At 58.3% G+C, this 15927-nt stretch carries 18 protein-coding genes; 4 read left to right on the top strand and 14 right to left on the bottom strand.

The features are described from left to right. Positions 1-197 precede the first annotated feature (197 nt). The 4 genes from tnpC to ABH909_RS12615 form a co-directional block, all read right to left on the bottom strand. Positions 198-1733: an IS66 family transposase gene (gene tnpC, locus ABH909_RS12630; protein WP_429433504.1), complete on the bottom strand. Its 1536-nt coding sequence runs from the start codon at positions 1731-1733 to the stop codon at positions 198-200. Between the two features lie 61 nt (positions 1734-1794). Then, a complete protein-coding gene (tnpB, locus tag ABH909_RS12625; RefSeq protein WP_429433502.1) occupies positions 1795-2142 on the bottom strand; it encodes an IS66 family insertion sequence element accessory protein TnpB in 348 nt (115 codons plus the stop codon). Next, entirely contained in the window at positions 2126-2449 is a 324-nt protein-coding gene (tnpA, locus tag ABH909_RS12620) for an IS66-like element accessory protein TnpA (protein WP_339503604.1), read from the bottom strand. The genes tnpB and tnpA overlap by 17 nt, the downstream gene beginning before the upstream one ends. Before the next feature lie 223 nt (positions 2450-2672). After that, the gene (locus ABH909_RS12615) at positions 2673-3815 is read right to left on the bottom strand and encodes a sensor histidine kinase (protein WP_429433500.1); all 1143 of its coding nucleotides are present in this window, start codon (positions 3813-3815) and stop codon (positions 2673-2675) included. Between the two features lie 612 nt (positions 3816-4427). Between ABH909_RS12615 and ABH909_RS12610 the strand changes: the two genes are divergently transcribed. Beyond that, positions 4428-5117: an SOS response-associated peptidase family protein gene (locus ABH909_RS12610; RefSeq protein ID WP_429433498.1), complete on the top strand. Its 690-nt coding sequence runs from the start codon at positions 4428-4430 to the stop codon at positions 5115-5117. 230 nt (positions 5118-5347) lie between these two features. Here the strand turns inward: ABH909_RS12610 and ABH909_RS12605 are convergent, their stop codons facing one another. The 10 genes from ABH909_RS12605 to ABH909_RS12560 all read right to left on the bottom strand — a co-directional run bounded on the left by ABH909_RS12605 (position 5348) and on the right by ABH909_RS12560 (position 14092). Further along, positions 5348-5938: a hypothetical protein gene (locus ABH909_RS12605; protein ID WP_429433496.1), complete on the bottom strand. Its 591-nt coding sequence runs from the start codon at positions 5936-5938 to the stop codon at positions 5348-5350. 82 nt (positions 5939-6020) lie between these two features. Beyond that, complete coding sequence (locus ABH909_RS12600; RefSeq protein WP_429433494.1) at positions 6021-6815, bottom strand: DNA adenine methylase; 795 nt, start codon at positions 6813-6815, stop codon at positions 6021-6023. Between the two features lie 150 nt (positions 6816-6965). After that, the gene (locus tag ABH909_RS12595; protein ID WP_429433492.1) at positions 6966-7508 is read right to left on the bottom strand and encodes a lysis protein; all 543 of its coding nucleotides are present in this window, start codon (positions 7506-7508) and stop codon (positions 6966-6968) included. Further along, positions 7490-8053, bottom strand: a complete 564-nt coding sequence (locus ABH909_RS12590) for a glycoside hydrolase family 19 protein (protein ID WP_429433490.1) — start codon at positions 8051-8053, stop codon at positions 7490-7492. Before ABH909_RS12590 ends, ABH909_RS12595 begins: the two co-directional genes overlap by 19 nt. 33 nt (positions 8054-8086) lie before the next feature. Continuing rightward, positions 8087-9136, bottom strand: a complete 1050-nt coding sequence (locus ABH909_RS12585; protein WP_429433488.1) for a phage late control D family protein — start codon at positions 9134-9136, stop codon at positions 8087-8089. Positions 9137-9280: 144 nt separating this feature from the next. Further along, a complete protein-coding gene (locus ABH909_RS12580) occupies positions 9281-9844 on the bottom strand; it encodes a hypothetical protein (RefSeq protein ID WP_429433486.1) in 564 nt (187 codons plus the stop codon). 253 nt (positions 9845-10097) lie between these two features. Continuing rightward, on the bottom strand, positions 10098-10304 hold the full coding sequence (locus ABH909_RS12575) for a tail protein X (protein WP_429433484.1): 207 nt from the start codon (positions 10302-10304) through the stop codon (positions 10098-10100). Continuing rightward, on the bottom strand, positions 10279-11124 hold the full coding sequence (locus ABH909_RS12570) for a phage tail protein (RefSeq protein WP_429433482.1): 846 nt from the start codon (positions 11122-11124) through the stop codon (positions 10279-10281). Before ABH909_RS12570 ends, ABH909_RS12575 begins: the two co-directional genes overlap by 26 nt. Positions 11125-11136: 12 nt before the next feature. Next, positions 11137-13632, bottom strand: coding sequence for a phage tail tape measure protein (locus ABH909_RS12565; RefSeq protein WP_429433480.1), 2496 nt, complete (start codon positions 13630-13632; stop codon positions 11137-11139). A 148-nt stretch (positions 13633-13780) separates the two neighbouring features. Then, positions 13781-14092, bottom strand: a complete 312-nt coding sequence (locus ABH909_RS12560) for a phage tail assembly protein (RefSeq protein WP_429433478.1) — start codon at positions 14090-14092, stop codon at positions 13781-13783. 45 nt (positions 14093-14137) lie between these two features. On the opposite strand from ABH909_RS12560, the gene ABH909_RS12555 reads away from it, so the two are divergent. The 3 genes from ABH909_RS12555 (at position 14138) to ABH909_RS12545 (ending at position 15703) form a co-directional block, all read left to right on the top strand. Beyond that, complete coding sequence (locus ABH909_RS12555) at positions 14138-14647, top strand: tyrosine-type recombinase/integrase (protein WP_429433476.1); 510 nt, start codon at positions 14138-14140, stop codon at positions 14645-14647. Positions 14648-14669: 22 nt separating this feature from the next. Continuing rightward, complete coding sequence (gene folE, locus ABH909_RS12550) at positions 14670-15215, top strand: GTP cyclohydrolase I FolE (protein WP_123496264.1); 546 nt, start codon at positions 14670-14672, stop codon at positions 15213-15215. 101 nt (positions 15216-15316) lie between these two features. Continuing rightward, a complete protein-coding gene (locus tag ABH909_RS12545) occupies positions 15317-15703 on the top strand; it encodes a glutaredoxin family protein (RefSeq protein ID WP_429433474.1) in 387 nt (128 codons plus the stop codon). The last annotated feature ends 224 nt before the right edge of the window (positions 15704-15927 follow it).

Raw genomic sequence — 15927 nt, 5'->3', positions numbered from 1 at the left:
CGTCGGGCACCCAAAAGGGTGGCTGGTCTAGTACTGGTACTCCAACCTTCGCGGCTTTGCCTACCATTACCTTTTAGCTTGCACGTAGTAGCTCCAGTTACCTAGGAAGAATCAGTTTTCCTGGGTGGTTTCCATTCCTCGCGCCCCTCAACTCTGCAACCTAATCGTAAGCCTCAGTCCAACTCACCTTGCGAAAGTTAGGCCGGCACCCACTGATGCGGCAGCAGTTGGTCGATCTCACTGGCCCGCTGCGTCGGCAGCCGCGTCAGCACATCTTTGAGATACGCATACGGATCATGCCCATTCATCCGCGCCGACTGGATCAAGCTCATGATCGCAGCTGCCCGCTTGCCGCTGCGCAGTGACCCAGCGAACAACCAGTTCGAGCGTCCAAGTGCCCACGGCCGGATCTGGTTCTCCACCTGATTGTTGTCTATGGGCACGGCCCCATCATCTAGGTAGCGCGTCAACGCTACCCAGCGTTTAAGGCTGTAATCGAGGGCCTTGGCCGTTGCTGATCCGTTGGGCACAAGATCTCGCTGGGCCAACATCCAGTCATGCAGCGTTTTGATGATCGGCGCTGCCTTTTTCTGCCGTATCCGCCAGCGATCCTCATCGCTCATGTCTCGTGCTTGCCGTTCAACTTCGTACAAGCCGCCAATCGAGAGCAGCGCCTGTTCGGCCAGCTGGCTTTTATTCGCCACGTGCAGATCGAAAAACTTCCTGCGGGCGTGAGCCATGCAGCCGATTTCAGTGATGCCTTGCTGGAAGCTTGCTTTGTAACCTCCGAAATCATCGCAAACCAGCTTGCCACTCCACTGCCCAAGGAAGTTGCGTGCATGCTCGCCCGCTCGGCTCGGACTGAAGTCGTAAACCACAGCCTTCAGTGTCGAAAACGGCGTGGTGCTATAGGCCCAGACATACGCTCGGTGGGTTTTCTTCTCCCCCGGCGCGAGCATTTGAACCGGGGTCTCATCGGCGTGAATTACGCCTTCGGCCAGCACCGCTTCACGCAGCGCATCGACCAAAGGCTGAAGCTGCACGCCGGTTTGTCCAACCCATTGTGCCAGCGTTGAGCGGGCGATCATCAGCCCAGCTCGACCAAAGATTTTCTCCTGCCGGTACAGCGGCAAGTGGTCAGCGAACTTCGCCACCATCACATGAGCCAGCAGGCCTGCGGTCGGGATGCCCTTGTCAATTACTTGAGCCGGTACCGGCGCCTGGATCAGTGTTTCACACTGGCGACAGGCCCATTTTCCACGCACATGTTGCTCAACCGTGAATACACCGGGCGTGTAATCGAGCTTCTCGCTGACGTCTTCGCCTATGCGCTGAAGTTGGCAGCCGCAAGCGCATTGAGTGTTTTCTGGCTCGTGATGGATGACAGTGCGTGGGAATTGCGGCGGCAGTGGCGCACGCTTGGGCTTCTGACGTGGCTCGGCGGGTGCCGTTGGCGGATTGACCGCCTTCAGCTCAGCTTCGATAGCCGCAATATCAGTGTCGAGTAGGTCGTCGAGCAAGCTGCCTTGGTCAGGACTTAGCTGCTCGCTGCGCTTGGCAAACTTGTGCCGCTTGAGGATGGCGATCTCATGAGCGAGTTGCTCGTTAACCGTTTCAAGGCGGTGGATTTTCTGGCCCATCGAGTCGACCTGGGACAACAACTGCAAGGCTTGTTCGGCCAAGGCGCGTAGCTGTTCCGGTGTCATTTGGTCGAGATTGGGCGAGGAAGTCATGCCGCTGATTGTGCCAGAGCAGGCCGTCAGCGGCGATAAACCGATAGGCTAATAGCCGGTGCTAAAGCACTGTGATCGAGCCGCCCGCGCCGACCCGCTGCCATGGCAAACCCAACACCAAGGCTTGAAGTTGCTCGTTATCGAGTTCGACTTCCGATCCGTGACGGATGCCGGGCCAGTGAAACTTACCTTGGTTCAATCGCCGCGCTGCAAGCCAGATACCTACGCCGTCATGCACCAGAACTTTCATCCGGTTTGCGCGGCGATTGGCGAATAGATAAGCACAGTGCGGCTTCGCCGCACCGAACACTGCGATCACCCTAGCCAGCGCGGTCTCGGTACCGGCGCGCATATCCATCGGCTCGGTGGCAAGCCAGATGCGTCGATGCGGATCACTGGGCAAGCTCACGGATAAAACGAGCGCATCCTTCAGGATCTGAGGATGGCCACTTTACGGTGAGTTTTTGCTGTCCGAAAGGCACCTCAATCCTGACAGCTGTTTGCTGATCGGCCTGAGTTCTGGGCTCTAGTTTCATCGGGACGAAAGCGGGCAACGCCGGCGGCTGATGATCACGATAAGCAGGTATCCACTTTCGAACTAGGTTGGCGTTTATGCCGTGGCGCAACGCTACGCTGGCCATCGATACACCGGGTTGCAGGCATTCCTGGACGACTTGGGCTTTAAAGGGTTTAGGATAAGAAGTTCTTTGGCGCATGGTAATCCTGACAATAAGGGTGATGGTGTCCACGTATTTTTAGGTGGAGAACATCGCCCTTATCGCTGGGATCGGAAAGGTGACTTCGCTGGACGCTTACGGACGCTCAGACATCTGTCAGTTTGAACTGTTTTTGAGCCTTTGTAGCTGGCGGCGAAGACAACCAGATTCGGAGCCATATTCCGCCATGGATCAATCTGCGATTAGCCACCCGGGTCAGCTGTCAGTCGGCGGCAACACCGGCGTCTATAGGCAAAGTCACCCTAAACGTGGTGCCACACTGAAGTGACGATTCGACTTCGATTTTTCCTGAATGTGAAGCAACAATTTCAGCCGCGATGAATAGACCGAGGCCCAAGCCGGCGGCTGGACCGTGATCTCGTTCGCTATGACCGGAATAACTCTCCAATGGATTGAAGATAAGATGAATTTTGTCTTCAGGGATCGGCTCACCGTGATTGTGAACGCTGAAGACAACTTCGCTTTCGAGTGCGAACAACACCACCTTGATCGGTTGTTGATTGTCACCGTGCTGCAGCGCGTTACCGATCAAATTGGAAAAAACCTGGCCCATGCGCACGGGATCAAACAGCCCGATGACGGCTGCACTTGATTCAAAATCAATTCTGGCCGTTGGATGGGATGCACGCAGTTCTTTCACTACGAGTGTGCACAGCGGGTTGAGATCAGTGGGTTCCTTGACAACCTTAATTCCCGCCCCCAGATTGCAGCGGGTGAGATCCAGTAAGTTTTCCACTATTTGATTTGCATGATTGACACTGGCATGGATCTGAGTACAGATCCTTTCCTGGCGCTCATTTAGATCCTGGGGCCGCATCAGCATTTCCGCCCCCATTAAGATCGCGCACATTGGGGTACGTAGATCGTGCCCCAACACGCCGAGAAGCGTATTACGCATGTTCTCCAGCGACGACGAAAAAGACGCGATGGACTCCGTAAGGGCTTGATCCACCGCTTCGTTGAAACGGATCATGTCAGTGCTGTGCAACTTGTAGTCCACCACTGGATACAGCAACCACAGCCGGAGTACGCTCGCCCGAAGCGCCCTATATTCTGAAACCATCTGGTCCAGCGTAAAGCCAACGTCGAATCGTCTGAGGGCATGGTTTTGCGCCGGACTCGTACCCGCCTGTGCAGGGCCACGGCCTTGGGATTTATCCCGTTGTTGCTGTGGCGATTGCTCAGTACGCAAATCCTGCACGATGACACACAGTATGCGTTGAGCGGAGTCTCGCAGGGCTTCGACATCCAACGCCGTTCCTGGGATATTCATTGAGCGAGCAAAGTCCTCCCATTCCTGCAGGATAGGCTCAAGGTTAGCGAGAATGAAGTCTGATAAGCGCATCACCTACCCCTCATTAACTCTGTTTTGACGTGACAGCGACCATCCGTCAGTGGTTGGCGTACGTTCATACTAGACGCCCGATCAGTTTTAGGAGGGGCGCAATTCCGCAGTGGGGGGTGGGCAAAAACCTAGGACAGAAAGGATTTCAGCGCCGTAATTGGCCTTAGATTCCGCAACGCCCCCCCATTCATAGGAGCCTTGACGAGAGGAATCCAGCACGTATCCCCACCAATACACGACTGTGAAATTATAGCGTGCCGCTGCTTGGTTATGGAGCAGAACCAAAGCTGTTCGAGGGAACCGCGCTCAGTCGGTGCGCCTCTGAACTCCTCGACCTCCCGATTTGGATAGCGAAAAATTTCAACAATATCTACAGCGCGCGGGAAAGTCGAAGCGCAATACCATGACGCACTGGAGCATCTCGAATTGCTGAACACGCAATTTCCACGATTCGATGATGCAAAGATAGATCTGGCCAGGTTCAGAACATGCCCCGCTTGCCTCGATCGCTTTGACCAAAAAGACGATTGCGCCGCCTGCTCCGGACAAGGCTTCGTCATTAAGCAGCCGTAGTCTGGTCTACGCTGAAAGAACAACCGGAGGCTTCCAACCATGTGCGGACGTCTTTCCCAGTACCGAGGCATTTATGACTTTGTCGCGGTGCTCAACATTCCAAACGCATTGATCAACTATGCAGGAGACCTGCCTTTAGAGCTCTACAACGTCGCGCCGTCCGCTCAGCTCGCCCTCTTTCACCAGGAAGGTCAGTTTCTGCGAGCCGACATGGTGCGTTGGGGCTGGCGGCCGCGTTGGGCAGTGGACCGTGCCGCACCGATCAAGGCCCGAGTAGACAGAGTTGCCCACGATCCATTCTTCAGAGCGATCTGGCCGCACCGGGCGATCATTGCTATCGACAACTGGTTTGAATGGATTGATGAAGGCGGCCCAAAGAAGCAGCCCTACTTGATCCGCCGCAAGGATCGCGCCCCAATCCTTTGTGCCGTGATAGGCCAGTATCCCACCGCCGAGCATGAACCGGACGCGCATGACGGCTTTGTATTCATCAGCGCCGACAGTCGGGGCGGCATGGTGGATATACACGACTGGCAGCCGGTGACGCTCAATCCCGAACTGGCGCGGGAATGGCTGAATCCGGCCACATCGGAAAAGCGCGCCGAGCAAATAATTCTATTACGGTGGGAACGGCCGGAGGTTTTCGAGTGGTTCAAGGTCGACCGCGCTATCGGTAATATCCGCAATCAGCAAAGCGGCCTGATCAATCCCAGCGATCCGCTGATCTGAGTGCCTGCTGATTCTCTAAACTAGTAGCAGCGTTGATACCTAAGCTCATCCAACGCGCCATGATCATCCGCTCGCCGCTGATCTCAACCTTTGCCTTGGGCTGGTTAGTTTTGGCTTATCATGTGCGGTGAAAGCATACTGTTTTTAACCAGCTACAAACCAAACAACAACTCCAGTAACTGATGATTGATTTGACCACCCTATCTGTCGATAGGGTGGCCCGCCGCCAATCAGAATATACTTTTGATAAATGCTGCAATTTTCGCAAAAGTTTGCTTGATCGCATCAAATGCGTGAACAATCCAACTTGGCAATGTTTTGATTGCATTAACTATGAAATCAGTGATTTCATTAATAACGCTAGAAATCCCCTTTTCAACAACATTTGTCAGAAAATCAACAAGCGCATTTTGCTCTGAGGGATTCATGTTACGGCCAAGGTCTTCTGCTTTATCATAAGCCTTATCAATCGCGCTATTTGCATTATTTATCGCATGTGCCTTGCTTTGCTCCATTTGCTCCCGGAAGGCCGCGCTGGCATTGGCATCTTTCGCACTATTCATGTACGTATTTGTAATGGTCGTAATCTCATTTTGAGCTTGGTCAGCGGTGGCGGTGGCGCCTATATTGGCCACAGCCTTTATTTGCTGCAGAGCATCATCAAGCGCATCACTGTTAGAGATTGGAAGCGATCCCAATTGCTCACCCGCCGAAAAACCGACGGTACCTCCGGACGGATTCGCGATGCTTTGGTGGGCCAGTGCGCGCTGCTTTTTCAAAACAGCCAGAAAATCGATTGAAGCGACAGTTGCAGAAGTCATGTCCATTTTTCCTTGTGCGATTTTGAGAGTTCCTGAGGTTTTCCTTGCCGCGCGTTCACTGTAGCAGAACAAAATGAATGGATTAGAACAGCCCGCCTAATGCCGCTGGCTCCCAGTTCATGATCACCAACTCACCGCTCAGCTCGGCCTTCCCCTGTCGCTGGTTGGTGTTGCAGTAGCGGATATCCAGCGTCTCGAAGTGAAAGCCCTCGAATACCCGGCGGATATCGGGATGGTCGTTGATGCTGACCATCACCTTGCCTTTGCAGCGGCGCATGAAGTCGGCCATTCGCTCATAGTTCTCGAACGGAAAGTCCACCCCATAACCGGCGGTCTGCCAGTACGGTGGATCCATGTAGTGGAAAGTATGGGCACGGTCATAGCGTTCGGCGCACTCCAACCAAGGCAGGTTTTCGACGTAGGTACCGGACAGGCGCTGCCAGGCGGCCGAAAGATTCTCCTCGATCCGCAGCAGGTTGATGGCCGGACCGGTAGTCGCGGTACCGAAAGTCTGCCCGGTGACCTTACCGGCGAAGGCATGGTGCTGCAGGTAAAAAAATCGGGCCGCGCGCTGGATGTCAGTGAGGGTTTCGGGGCGGGTCATCTTCTGCCACTCGAACACCTGGCGGGAACTGAGCGCCCATTTGAATTGGCGCACGAATTCTTCGAGGTGGTTCTGCACGACGCGGTACAGCGTGACCAGGTCGCCGTTGATGTCGTTGAGGACTTCAACCGGCGCGGCCTGGGGCCGCATGAAGTAGAGCGCGGCTCCGCCGGCAAAGACTTCGACGTAGCATTCGTGAGGCGGAAAAAGCGGAATGAGGCGATCGGCCAGGCGGCGTTTGCCGCCCATCCAAGGGATGATGGGTGTAGACATTGAAAGCAAGACCTTTACTGTATGGATAAACAGGTGCTAGGCTCGCCGCGCTTTGTGCACGGAGCAAGAGCCTTGGCTGGACTTGCAGGGACCATCTGCAGGGACGGCGGTCGATCCGGATGTTGACGCATCCGGATCGGCCGCTCTTTTTCACTTCGGCATTGAGACTTCTTTGGCGTAGGCCTGACAGGCCGCCAAGGCGATCAATCCTCGATCACCGGCATCGGTGATGCCGATAATTCGTTGAGCATGCGCCGGGTCAAGTTGGGCTCTTGTGGAGCCATGAACCACGCTGCCGGTGGCGGTGGTGGCTGACACTGAGTCGGTGCCGGCGGTAGCGGTGGCATCGAGTAGGACTGACAGGCGCAGATCAGCAGTGGCAAGGCGGTCGCGCAGGCGACCTTGATCACGTTGGGCATCGCTCAGGGCTCGGTAATGGGTTTGTTCGCTGGCGGAGAGGCGCTGCTCCAGGGCCAGACGTTTGTCCTGCTCGGCCTGTTGCTGCGCGGCAGCGGCCAGCGTCAGTTGGTTGAGGCTTTCCGCCTGCAGACGGGCTTGTTGCTCCAGCTGCCGACCGTAGCGCCAATCCTGCACCTGCCACGCTAACGCGGCAGATCCACCGGCCAATGCGATCAGCAGTATGCCGTTGGCGAGCAGCCGATACGGCGCGGGGATCAGGTCGATGACACGCATAGCACTGCCCTCGCCCGCTCCCACAATTGCAGCCGATCTGCCAAGCCATTCAGGCCGCCGTTGATCTTGCGGGTGATCGCTTCGAGTTCATCCCGATCCGCCAGCGCGTTCAGCTCGCGCACCCACCAGAACCATGCGGCCGACTCGGCAGCCCATTGCGGCAGCTCGAGCAACTCCGGGGTGCGCAGCAAGCGTTCATCGCCGAACAGCGCCAGACTGCAGCGCAGGTAGTTGCTGCGGCCGGTCACCTGGATCAGGCCACGGCCGCGATAGCGCTGGCCATCGCCGTCTGGATCCGGGGTGTTGCCCAGCTTGGCGGCCAGATTGCCGGTGTCGTACTTGCTCAGGTATTGGTCGCCGCCGAGTTCGCGGACGTACTGCAGTTGGCCAGACTCGTGCCCGATTTGGGCCAGGAAAGCCGCCTGGCGCTTCGGCGTGTTGATCTGCCGATGCGCCATGGCGGTGTTTAGAGCGGATACAAAAACGCCCGCTTGGCGGCGGGCGTTGGGCATGATGCGTTGTAGTTGTGGCTCTGTCAGTGACATAGCGGGTCTCCATGGGGTTGGGGGAATGCGGTGCTACTGCTTGAGCTGAACGACCTTCAGATCCTTCGCCGACTTTTTATTTTTGCCTTTGGCTTTCGCCTTGCCCTGTTTGCCGCCGTTGCACTCGACAGTCGTGCTCCAGCCGGACTGGGTGTACACCTGCTCCACTGAGTCCACCAGGTACTCGCCATCGAAGCCGACCTTGAAGCCTTGGGCGTTGATCGTTCGCTCGGCAAACAGATCGGTGCGCCCGGGCATTTCCAGACGAACCTCGGCCGTGGACCGGTTGAAGGCCGCTAGTCGAGCCTTGGCGGCTTGTTCGGCCGCTGACTTGTTCGGGTAGATGTGACGGTCGGTATGCACCGGCGGCAGGCCGTCGGGCGAGTCGTCGTTGTCCAGAGTGACGACGGCGAGCTTTCCGTTTTTCTTGTCCTGATGCTTGGTCGACACTGCCTTGTGGCTGTTGCGATCACCCAGGCGAAACCGAAAGCGGCTGACGTCACGACGATGAAGCACGACCACGCCAAAGGCCTGACCCGAGGCGCTCTGCCCGGCCTGCCGAGGCATCACCAGCAATTTGCCGTCGGCGACCTTGGCCGTGCAGTCGTACTGCTTGGCTAAGCGGGTGATGAAGTTGAAATCAGACTCGTTGAGCTGATCAGCCCGGGGAACCTTGGTCTGTACCGGGCACACCAGTTGCCAGCCGTTACGCGCGGCAACATCGGCGACGATCCGCGACAGGGGCACGTCTTCCCAGCTGCCGCTGCGCGTGGTCTTGCCGCTGCCACGCATGTCGCTGGCCTTGCCGGTAATCACCAGGGTGTCTGGCGGCCCGGAGAAATCCACATCATCGACCACGTAGCGCCCAATGCGGGTCAACGACGTTCCGGCGTAGCCCAGATAGACCTCGATACCGGCCCCGCGCGGTGGCAGGGCCACGGCGCCGTCACGGTCATCGATGCGCAGCTCGAACTCGTCGGACTCCATGCCGGTCTTGTCAGTGGTTTTAAGTTGCAGCAGCCGATCATTGATCAGCGCCGTAATGTCAGCGCCGTCGGCGACGACGCGAAAGGCGGGGGTCATTGTTCTGTCCAAAAGAAAGCCCGCACAGGGCGGGCAAAATAAGATTTTTCTCGGATTACCGGGAAAAATCTCAAAAAAAACCCTAGCGTTTGAGGCTAGGGCTTTCTTACCCGGCGTCGGGCTGATTATTCCTGGTCGACTACATCACGCCAGCTGGAAATAGCCGGTCCCACTGCCGGAGAACTCACCGCCAATGCTCCCGCCATATGGCGATGGATGGACCAGTACGGCCAGCAGGCGCTGTCCGTCATAAAGCTGCAGGGTGAGCGAACCTGGACTAATCGACAATTGCAGCAACAACGAGATGCCGATGAGGTTCCCAGCATTAGGCACTTTGCCTTGCAGGTAGATACCGGAAAGATTGATATCGGTCCCCGTACCTGTCGCCTGGCCGATGAAGCGCACTGCGGTTCCTTGCTGAGGAGCATTTGGGCCGATCTTGGCGGGTGACGCACTAATCTGGATGGTTTCGGTATGAGAGTAACCACCGTCGCCGCTACCTTCGCAGTTGAAGTAGCCGCAAATGGTCTGCGGGTCCCCGCATCCACACAATGATCGCGGGTCCACGTTCTGATGGAGAACCTCTTCTAGCGCCGGCTTCGCATTGGAAAGCTCTCGCAGGCGTTTGATTTGTGCATCAAAGGCAGCCTGTGATTGCTGGTTAAGGGCATCGACCTGCTCAGGTTTTATGTCTTGAAGAGACGTCATATCGAAAATCCTTTTAGTTTTTGCAAAAAGACCTGGAGACATTGCGCCTCACTCGACCTGCGCACCGTCCAGGAGCACACCACGAACCCTTCGGCTCGCGGCCATCTTTTAAAGCACAATCTGAAAACGCTCGCAACTACTTTTATGGCGGCACAGATACCCTGGAAAACATGCCACGTTCTATGTCGATACAAGGCTCGCGGCCCGGCCCGTAAAGAATCAATGTCATCAGGACGATGCGTGGACGTGAACATCAGCCCCACAACATCACCACCTCCTCGGTGGGCGCCGGCAGATCCGGCAACACGATCACGATACCGGCCCGGTACGGCTGCGGCTCATTGGCCAGCCCCTGATTGGCATCCAGCACCGCCTCGACGGTGCCGCCGAGGTGGCCGTAGGCGTGGTAGCACAGGGTATCGAGCAGATCCCCATCAGACGTTCTGCAGGTCGTCGCCATAGCGCGCAAACTCCAAGGTGAACGCCTGCTTGCGCGGGATCCCGCCCTGCAGCAGCGCGCTCTGTTCTTCTTCAACGTTCTTCAAGCACCAGGTGCCCAGCACGTCGCCATAACCGGTGGTCAGGGTCAGGGGTTTCAACTGCGCACCAAGGCTGCGCAAGGTGTCCAGTTGTTTGAGCCCGCCCTTGAACCCGGGAAAGATCGCGCCCTTGAGGGTGATCTTCTCTTCGCCCATGCCCACCGCTTGCTGTGCCGGTCGCCGGCTCAAGCGTTCCTGGGATGCCCAGCGAAACTCCGTCGAACGCCGCAGTTCGTCGAAGGCGGCGGTGTCCAGGTTGAAGTAGTAAGGCTGTGCCTTCGGATCCTGCGGCTGGATGATCAGCAGGTGCGGAAACGGCGTAACCGCCTCCGGCAATGGCGTGGCATCGCCGGCCAATGAACCGGTGGGCACGATGTTGGCCAGCGAGGGGCTGACCTTGCCCGCGATCTTGTTGATCGCGGTGGACGCCCGGGCGGCCTGCTCTTTCAGCTGCCCCATGCGTTCATCGATCTGCGACACGGCCCGCGTGGCCTTGTTGTACGTGGCCAACACTTGCCCCACTTTGGCCTGAGCGGCATTCACGCCGCGCATCACCCGTTGCAGTTTCTGACTGACCGCCGGGTCCACGATTGGCAAGCCTTCCAGCTCCGAGGCCGCGCCGCTGATTTCACTGATCGCGCCGTTGACCGGCCCCATCATGCCGTCCAGGCTGCGGCGCCCGGTCTCCCCCGCTGCCGCCAGATTTTTCAGCCCTGCCTGCAGCTGTTCCATGTAGGCCATAGGCCCTCCTCGTTAGACATGCGGCTCGTCGTACAGTTTGCGGTTCTGCAGCTGCTGCGTGGCATCACGCATTTGCTGTTCAATGAATGGCCGCAGCTCGCGCGCCAATTGCGCCGGATCTTTCACGTCGCCCTGCACGGTGATGCTCAGCGGCGCCTGGATCTCGACCCGCTGCTCGATCTTCGGCGGTTCACTCTTGGTCGCGACCGGAACCGGTGCCAGCAACGCCGGCACATTAGGCGCCGCCGGAAAGGTCAAGGATCGCGTCACATCGCCCAGTGCAGCACCATCGGCGCTCCGCTCCGGCAACAGGCTTTGCCCGGCCGAGGGCTTTGGCGACACCGGCGCACCAGGATTGCGTGGGCCACTGACGACCGCCGGCGCAAACGAGCGGGCAATGTTGCCCATCACCGGCGGCAGGTTCTGGCCGGCGTTGGTCATCATCAGCGGCCCGGCAGCCGGCAAGGTTTTCTGCGAATCGTCGGTGCCGAACATCGATTTGCCCAAGGAACCGCCGAGGGCATCACCGCCCATGTAACCGAGATAACCGCCGATCAGTCCGCCGACGATGTTGCCAATGATCGGGACCGCCGTGCCGATGGCGGCACCGGCGGCGGCCCCGGCCAACGTGCCGGCCAGTCCACCGGCGGCTTGTCCGTAGCCCTCGGCCTTTTCGTCCTGAGTCTCCGCGTTTTGGTAGGTGTCCCATGTCTTGAAGCCGGCATCGGCCACCGCAAGTACGGCTGGGCCTTTCATGCCTCCGAGGACTTTGGCCCCGCGCCCGCCGCGTGCGCCGGGCTTGCCCGAACGCTCCGACTTGCCCCCGCCGTCCAGGCCGCCATCCAGTCCGCCGCCACCGGCGGGCAGGTTGGTGACGATCACCTTCTGCGGAATGTTCGGGTTGCCCAGCAGGGTGCCGCGCCCGATGTTCATCAGCCCCTTGCCCATCTTGAACGCGCTGACGGCCGTCTTCAGAGCCACCAGTCCGGCCACCACCGTACCAATGCCGGTCACCAGCCGTGGAGTTTCGTCGGAGAGCGCTGTGAGACGTCGGGCGACGCTGGTGATGCCATCGGCCACCGCATCGGTGACCGGCCGTATTGCGTCGCCGATGCTGCGCATGCCGTCATCCATGCTCTGGGCCATTTCGGCCCATTTTTGCGAGGACGTCTGCCGGCGCTCAGCCAGGTTCTTGTCGAGAATGCCGGTGGCGTCCGCCGAGTCTTTTTTCAGTTGGTTGTACAGATCCTTGTTCTGCATGTACGCGGTCAAGGCCGCCTTAACCTGCATGTCGGCAAACAGGTCACCGGTGCGCAGGGCCTCCTCGAGCGCGATGATCATGCCCTTGGCCTTTTCCGGATCGGTCTCCTTACTGATCTTGGCGGTGGCCTCGGCCATCAACTGGGCCTTCTTCGGGTCGGTGGCGGCGATGTACTTCTGCGCCAGGGCAAAGCTCGACTCCAGCGTCGACATGCCGTTCTGCAGGCCGGTGGTCATCGACGCCTGGTAGTCGATGCCGGCCTTCTTGTACGCCTCTACCGTGTCGCCTGAACCGATCTTGCCCATCCAGTTCTTCAGGTTGTTGGCCGCCTCATCGGCGCCGCCGGCCGTCTTCATCTGCACCTGCAGCATTGACCCCAGCTGGGTCACCGCATCCATGCCGTAGATCTTCAGGTTGCCCATATTGGCCAGCAGCTCAGGGAACCAGCGGGCCATGTCCGCGGATTCGAAACTGCCCGCCTGCCCCTGAAAGGCGATCGCCTCCAGCGCCTTCTGCATCATCGCCGGATCGGTGATCTTGGCGTTCTGCCCCAAGGCGTTGATCATCTTCGCGGTTTCGGTGCCGTCCGCCCCCTGGCCGACGACGAACTTGGCCGCCTTCGGGGCGTACTCCAGCGCCTTGCTCAGGTCCATGCCGGCACCGACCAGGGCGTTGACCACCTCGGCCACCTGGTTGCGGGCCATGCCCGTGTCCTGCGACGTGGTGATGATCGTGCGGGACATGTCCTGCTCTTGCGTGGTGTTGGCAATGCCGGCCTTGATCGAGATGTCGCGGATAATCGCGCTGAAGTCCGCGCTGACCTTGGTCGGAATGGCCACCCCCGCCGTCAGCGCTCCGGCCTGACCGATACTGCTCTTGAGACCGGACCGCCCTTCCTCCAGCTGACGGTGCCCCAGCGCCTTCAATTCGGCCCCGGCCGCCACCCGCCCCATCGCGGCGTAAGCCTTGTTGAGTCGACCGACCTCGATGCCCTGTTTCTTCAACAGATCGAGGTTGGATTCGAGCTTGCTCAGCAGCTTGTCCGCGCCTTCGGCGCCGGCCATGTGCGCCTTGCGCCACTCCTCGCGCAGGCGGATCGTGTCGCCGATGGTGTTCTGCAACACCCGGGCTTTGCTGCCCACCGTGTCCAGGTGTTTGATCTTGCTTTCGACGTCCTTGAACGCTTTGCCCACCGTCGAATCGACGGCGCCGCCAATGACAAAGCCGAGCGCCATTTTGTTCGCCATGCGTGTGCCCTCTGCGTCGGAGAAATCGAAGGTGGCTCAATCCGTGAGCCACCACACCAGCTCGTTGAAGGGCATGGCCACGATCTCGGCCGCCGAGAACCCGGTCTCTTTGGCCACCCGTTTGGCCAGCGCCTTCAACGTGGTCGCATCAAACGTCGTCGTCCTGGACCAGACGAAAATAGCCGGCCTGCAGGCGCATGTAGTCGACCAGCTTGAGCGCCATCAGGTCCGCCTCCGGGGTCTGGGTCAGTGAGGCAAACAGCGACATTTCGCGTTTCTCCTCATCGCCGTTACAGGTGGCCTGCGCGGCCCGAATGTCGCGCACGCAGGGGGCACGCAGGGTCATGGTGTCGACCAGCACGCCGGAGAGTTCAGTCGGGTATCGGAGGGTGATGCGAAAGCCGTCTTCGGTAAGTTGCAGCCATTTGGGCAGTGGCTTTTCTTGAGTCGCTTGAGTCATATGTTTTTTTCCTTAGAGGCCCAGGGCCGAACGTTCTTCAGCTAGTTGATCGACGCCATCAAGCGCCTGGTCAATGTGTGCCGGATCGTCGCGGACTACAAGATCGAGGAGCGCACCAAAACCCGAACCGAGCGCCAAGTCATGCTCAACAGTCGCGCTTTACATGCGATAGAGGAAGCCGAGCGCGTCGCCCAGCAACGCACGCAGCAGAGCCGTCGCAAGCAGGCGAAGTCGCCGTTTGTATTCCCACCCACCAAGAACTTCGAGTTCATCCAGCAGGCCAGTGTGACCGACAAACACTTCCAGGCGGCGCTGACCGATTTGAAGCTTCGCGCCCGTCGGCAATACAACTGCCGACACACATACGCTACCATGTGCCTCATGGCGGGGATGAACCCTGCATTTATTGCCACTCAGCTCGGTCATAGCGTTCAGATGCTGCTATCGACCTACGCCCGATGGATAAACTCCAGCACCGACTGGGGTGAACTCGGGAAGCTCGAAAACAGCTGGATTGGTACAAAATTGGTACAGACTGAAACAGTACCCCTCTGAAACCCTTATGGAATCAGCCCCTGTGACACTGGAACAGAATTACACCGAGATCCTCGGCCAATTGGGCGAGGACGCCTCCCGCGAGGGCCTGCTCGACACGCCAAAACGTGCCGCCAAAGCCATGCAATACCTCTGCCGCGGTTATGAACAGACACTGGAAGAGGTCACCAACGGTGCCTTGTTCAGCTCCGACAACAGCGAGATGGTGCTGGTCAAGGACATCGAGCTCTACTCGTTGTGCGAGCACCACATGCTGCCGTTCATCGGCAAGGCCCACGTTGCCTACATCCCGAGCGGCAAGGTTCTGGGGCTGTCGAAAGTCGCGCGGATCGTCGATATGTACGCCCGCCGCCTGCAGATCCAGGAAAACCTCAGCCGCCAGATCGCCGATGCGGTCCAGCAAGTTACCGGCGCCCTGGGCGTTGCGGTGGTGATCGAGGCCAAGCACATGTGCATGATGATGCGCGGTGTGGAGAAACAGAATTCAACGATGATCACCTCGGTGATGCTCGGCGAATTCCGTGAAAACGCCGCCACCCGCAGCGAATTTCTCAGCCTGATCAAGTAATTTGCACCACGAAGAAAACCGGCACTGATCGCCGGTTTTTTTTCGCCTGTGAAAAATCAGGTAAGCTGCGCGCCTTACTACATTCGCTCCGTGAGGCTATCGTGTCCGTTAAAGCACAACTTTTCAAAGGGCTACGTATCGGCCTCGGCCAACTGATCATCTTCGTCGACTTCATTATCCGTCCAGGCAAGAAGCAGCGCCCCGCCGCCGCTCAGGCTCAGGTCGATGCAGCCGCCAAGGACCTGACCTTGTATCAGTTCCACGCCTGCCCGTTCTGCGTGAAAACCCGTCGCACCCTGCGTCGCCTGAACGTTCCGGTGGCGTTGCGCGATGCCAAGAACAGTGAACAGGATCGCCAGGCGCTGCTCGAGCAAGGTGGCAGGATCAAAGTGCCGTGCCTGCGCATCGAAGAAAATGGCCAGACCACCTGGATGTATGAATCCAAGGTAATCATTGATTATCTGAATAAGCGGTTTGCTGCTGCCTGAAGCTTTATGGTGCTTGAACTGACGCCTTCGCGAGCAAGCCCCTCCACAGTTGATCTTCGTCGGACAGTGGAGCGGGCTTGCTCGCAAAAGCGGTTTGACATTTAACAGCAATGTCGACTGACACACTGCTATCGCGAGCAAACCGCTCCCCCACAGCGAAACATTTACTTTCACATCCCCTTTCGGGATTTCCGATGCTCATACGTCTTATTTAGATGCAGTCG

This window comes from Pseudomonas sp. BS3782 TE3695 (assembly GCF_050435305.1).
Lineage (GTDB): Bacteria > Pseudomonadota > Gammaproteobacteria > Pseudomonadales > Pseudomonadaceae > Aquipseudomonas.
This window is presented reverse-complemented; position numbering and strand designations above follow the sequence as displayed.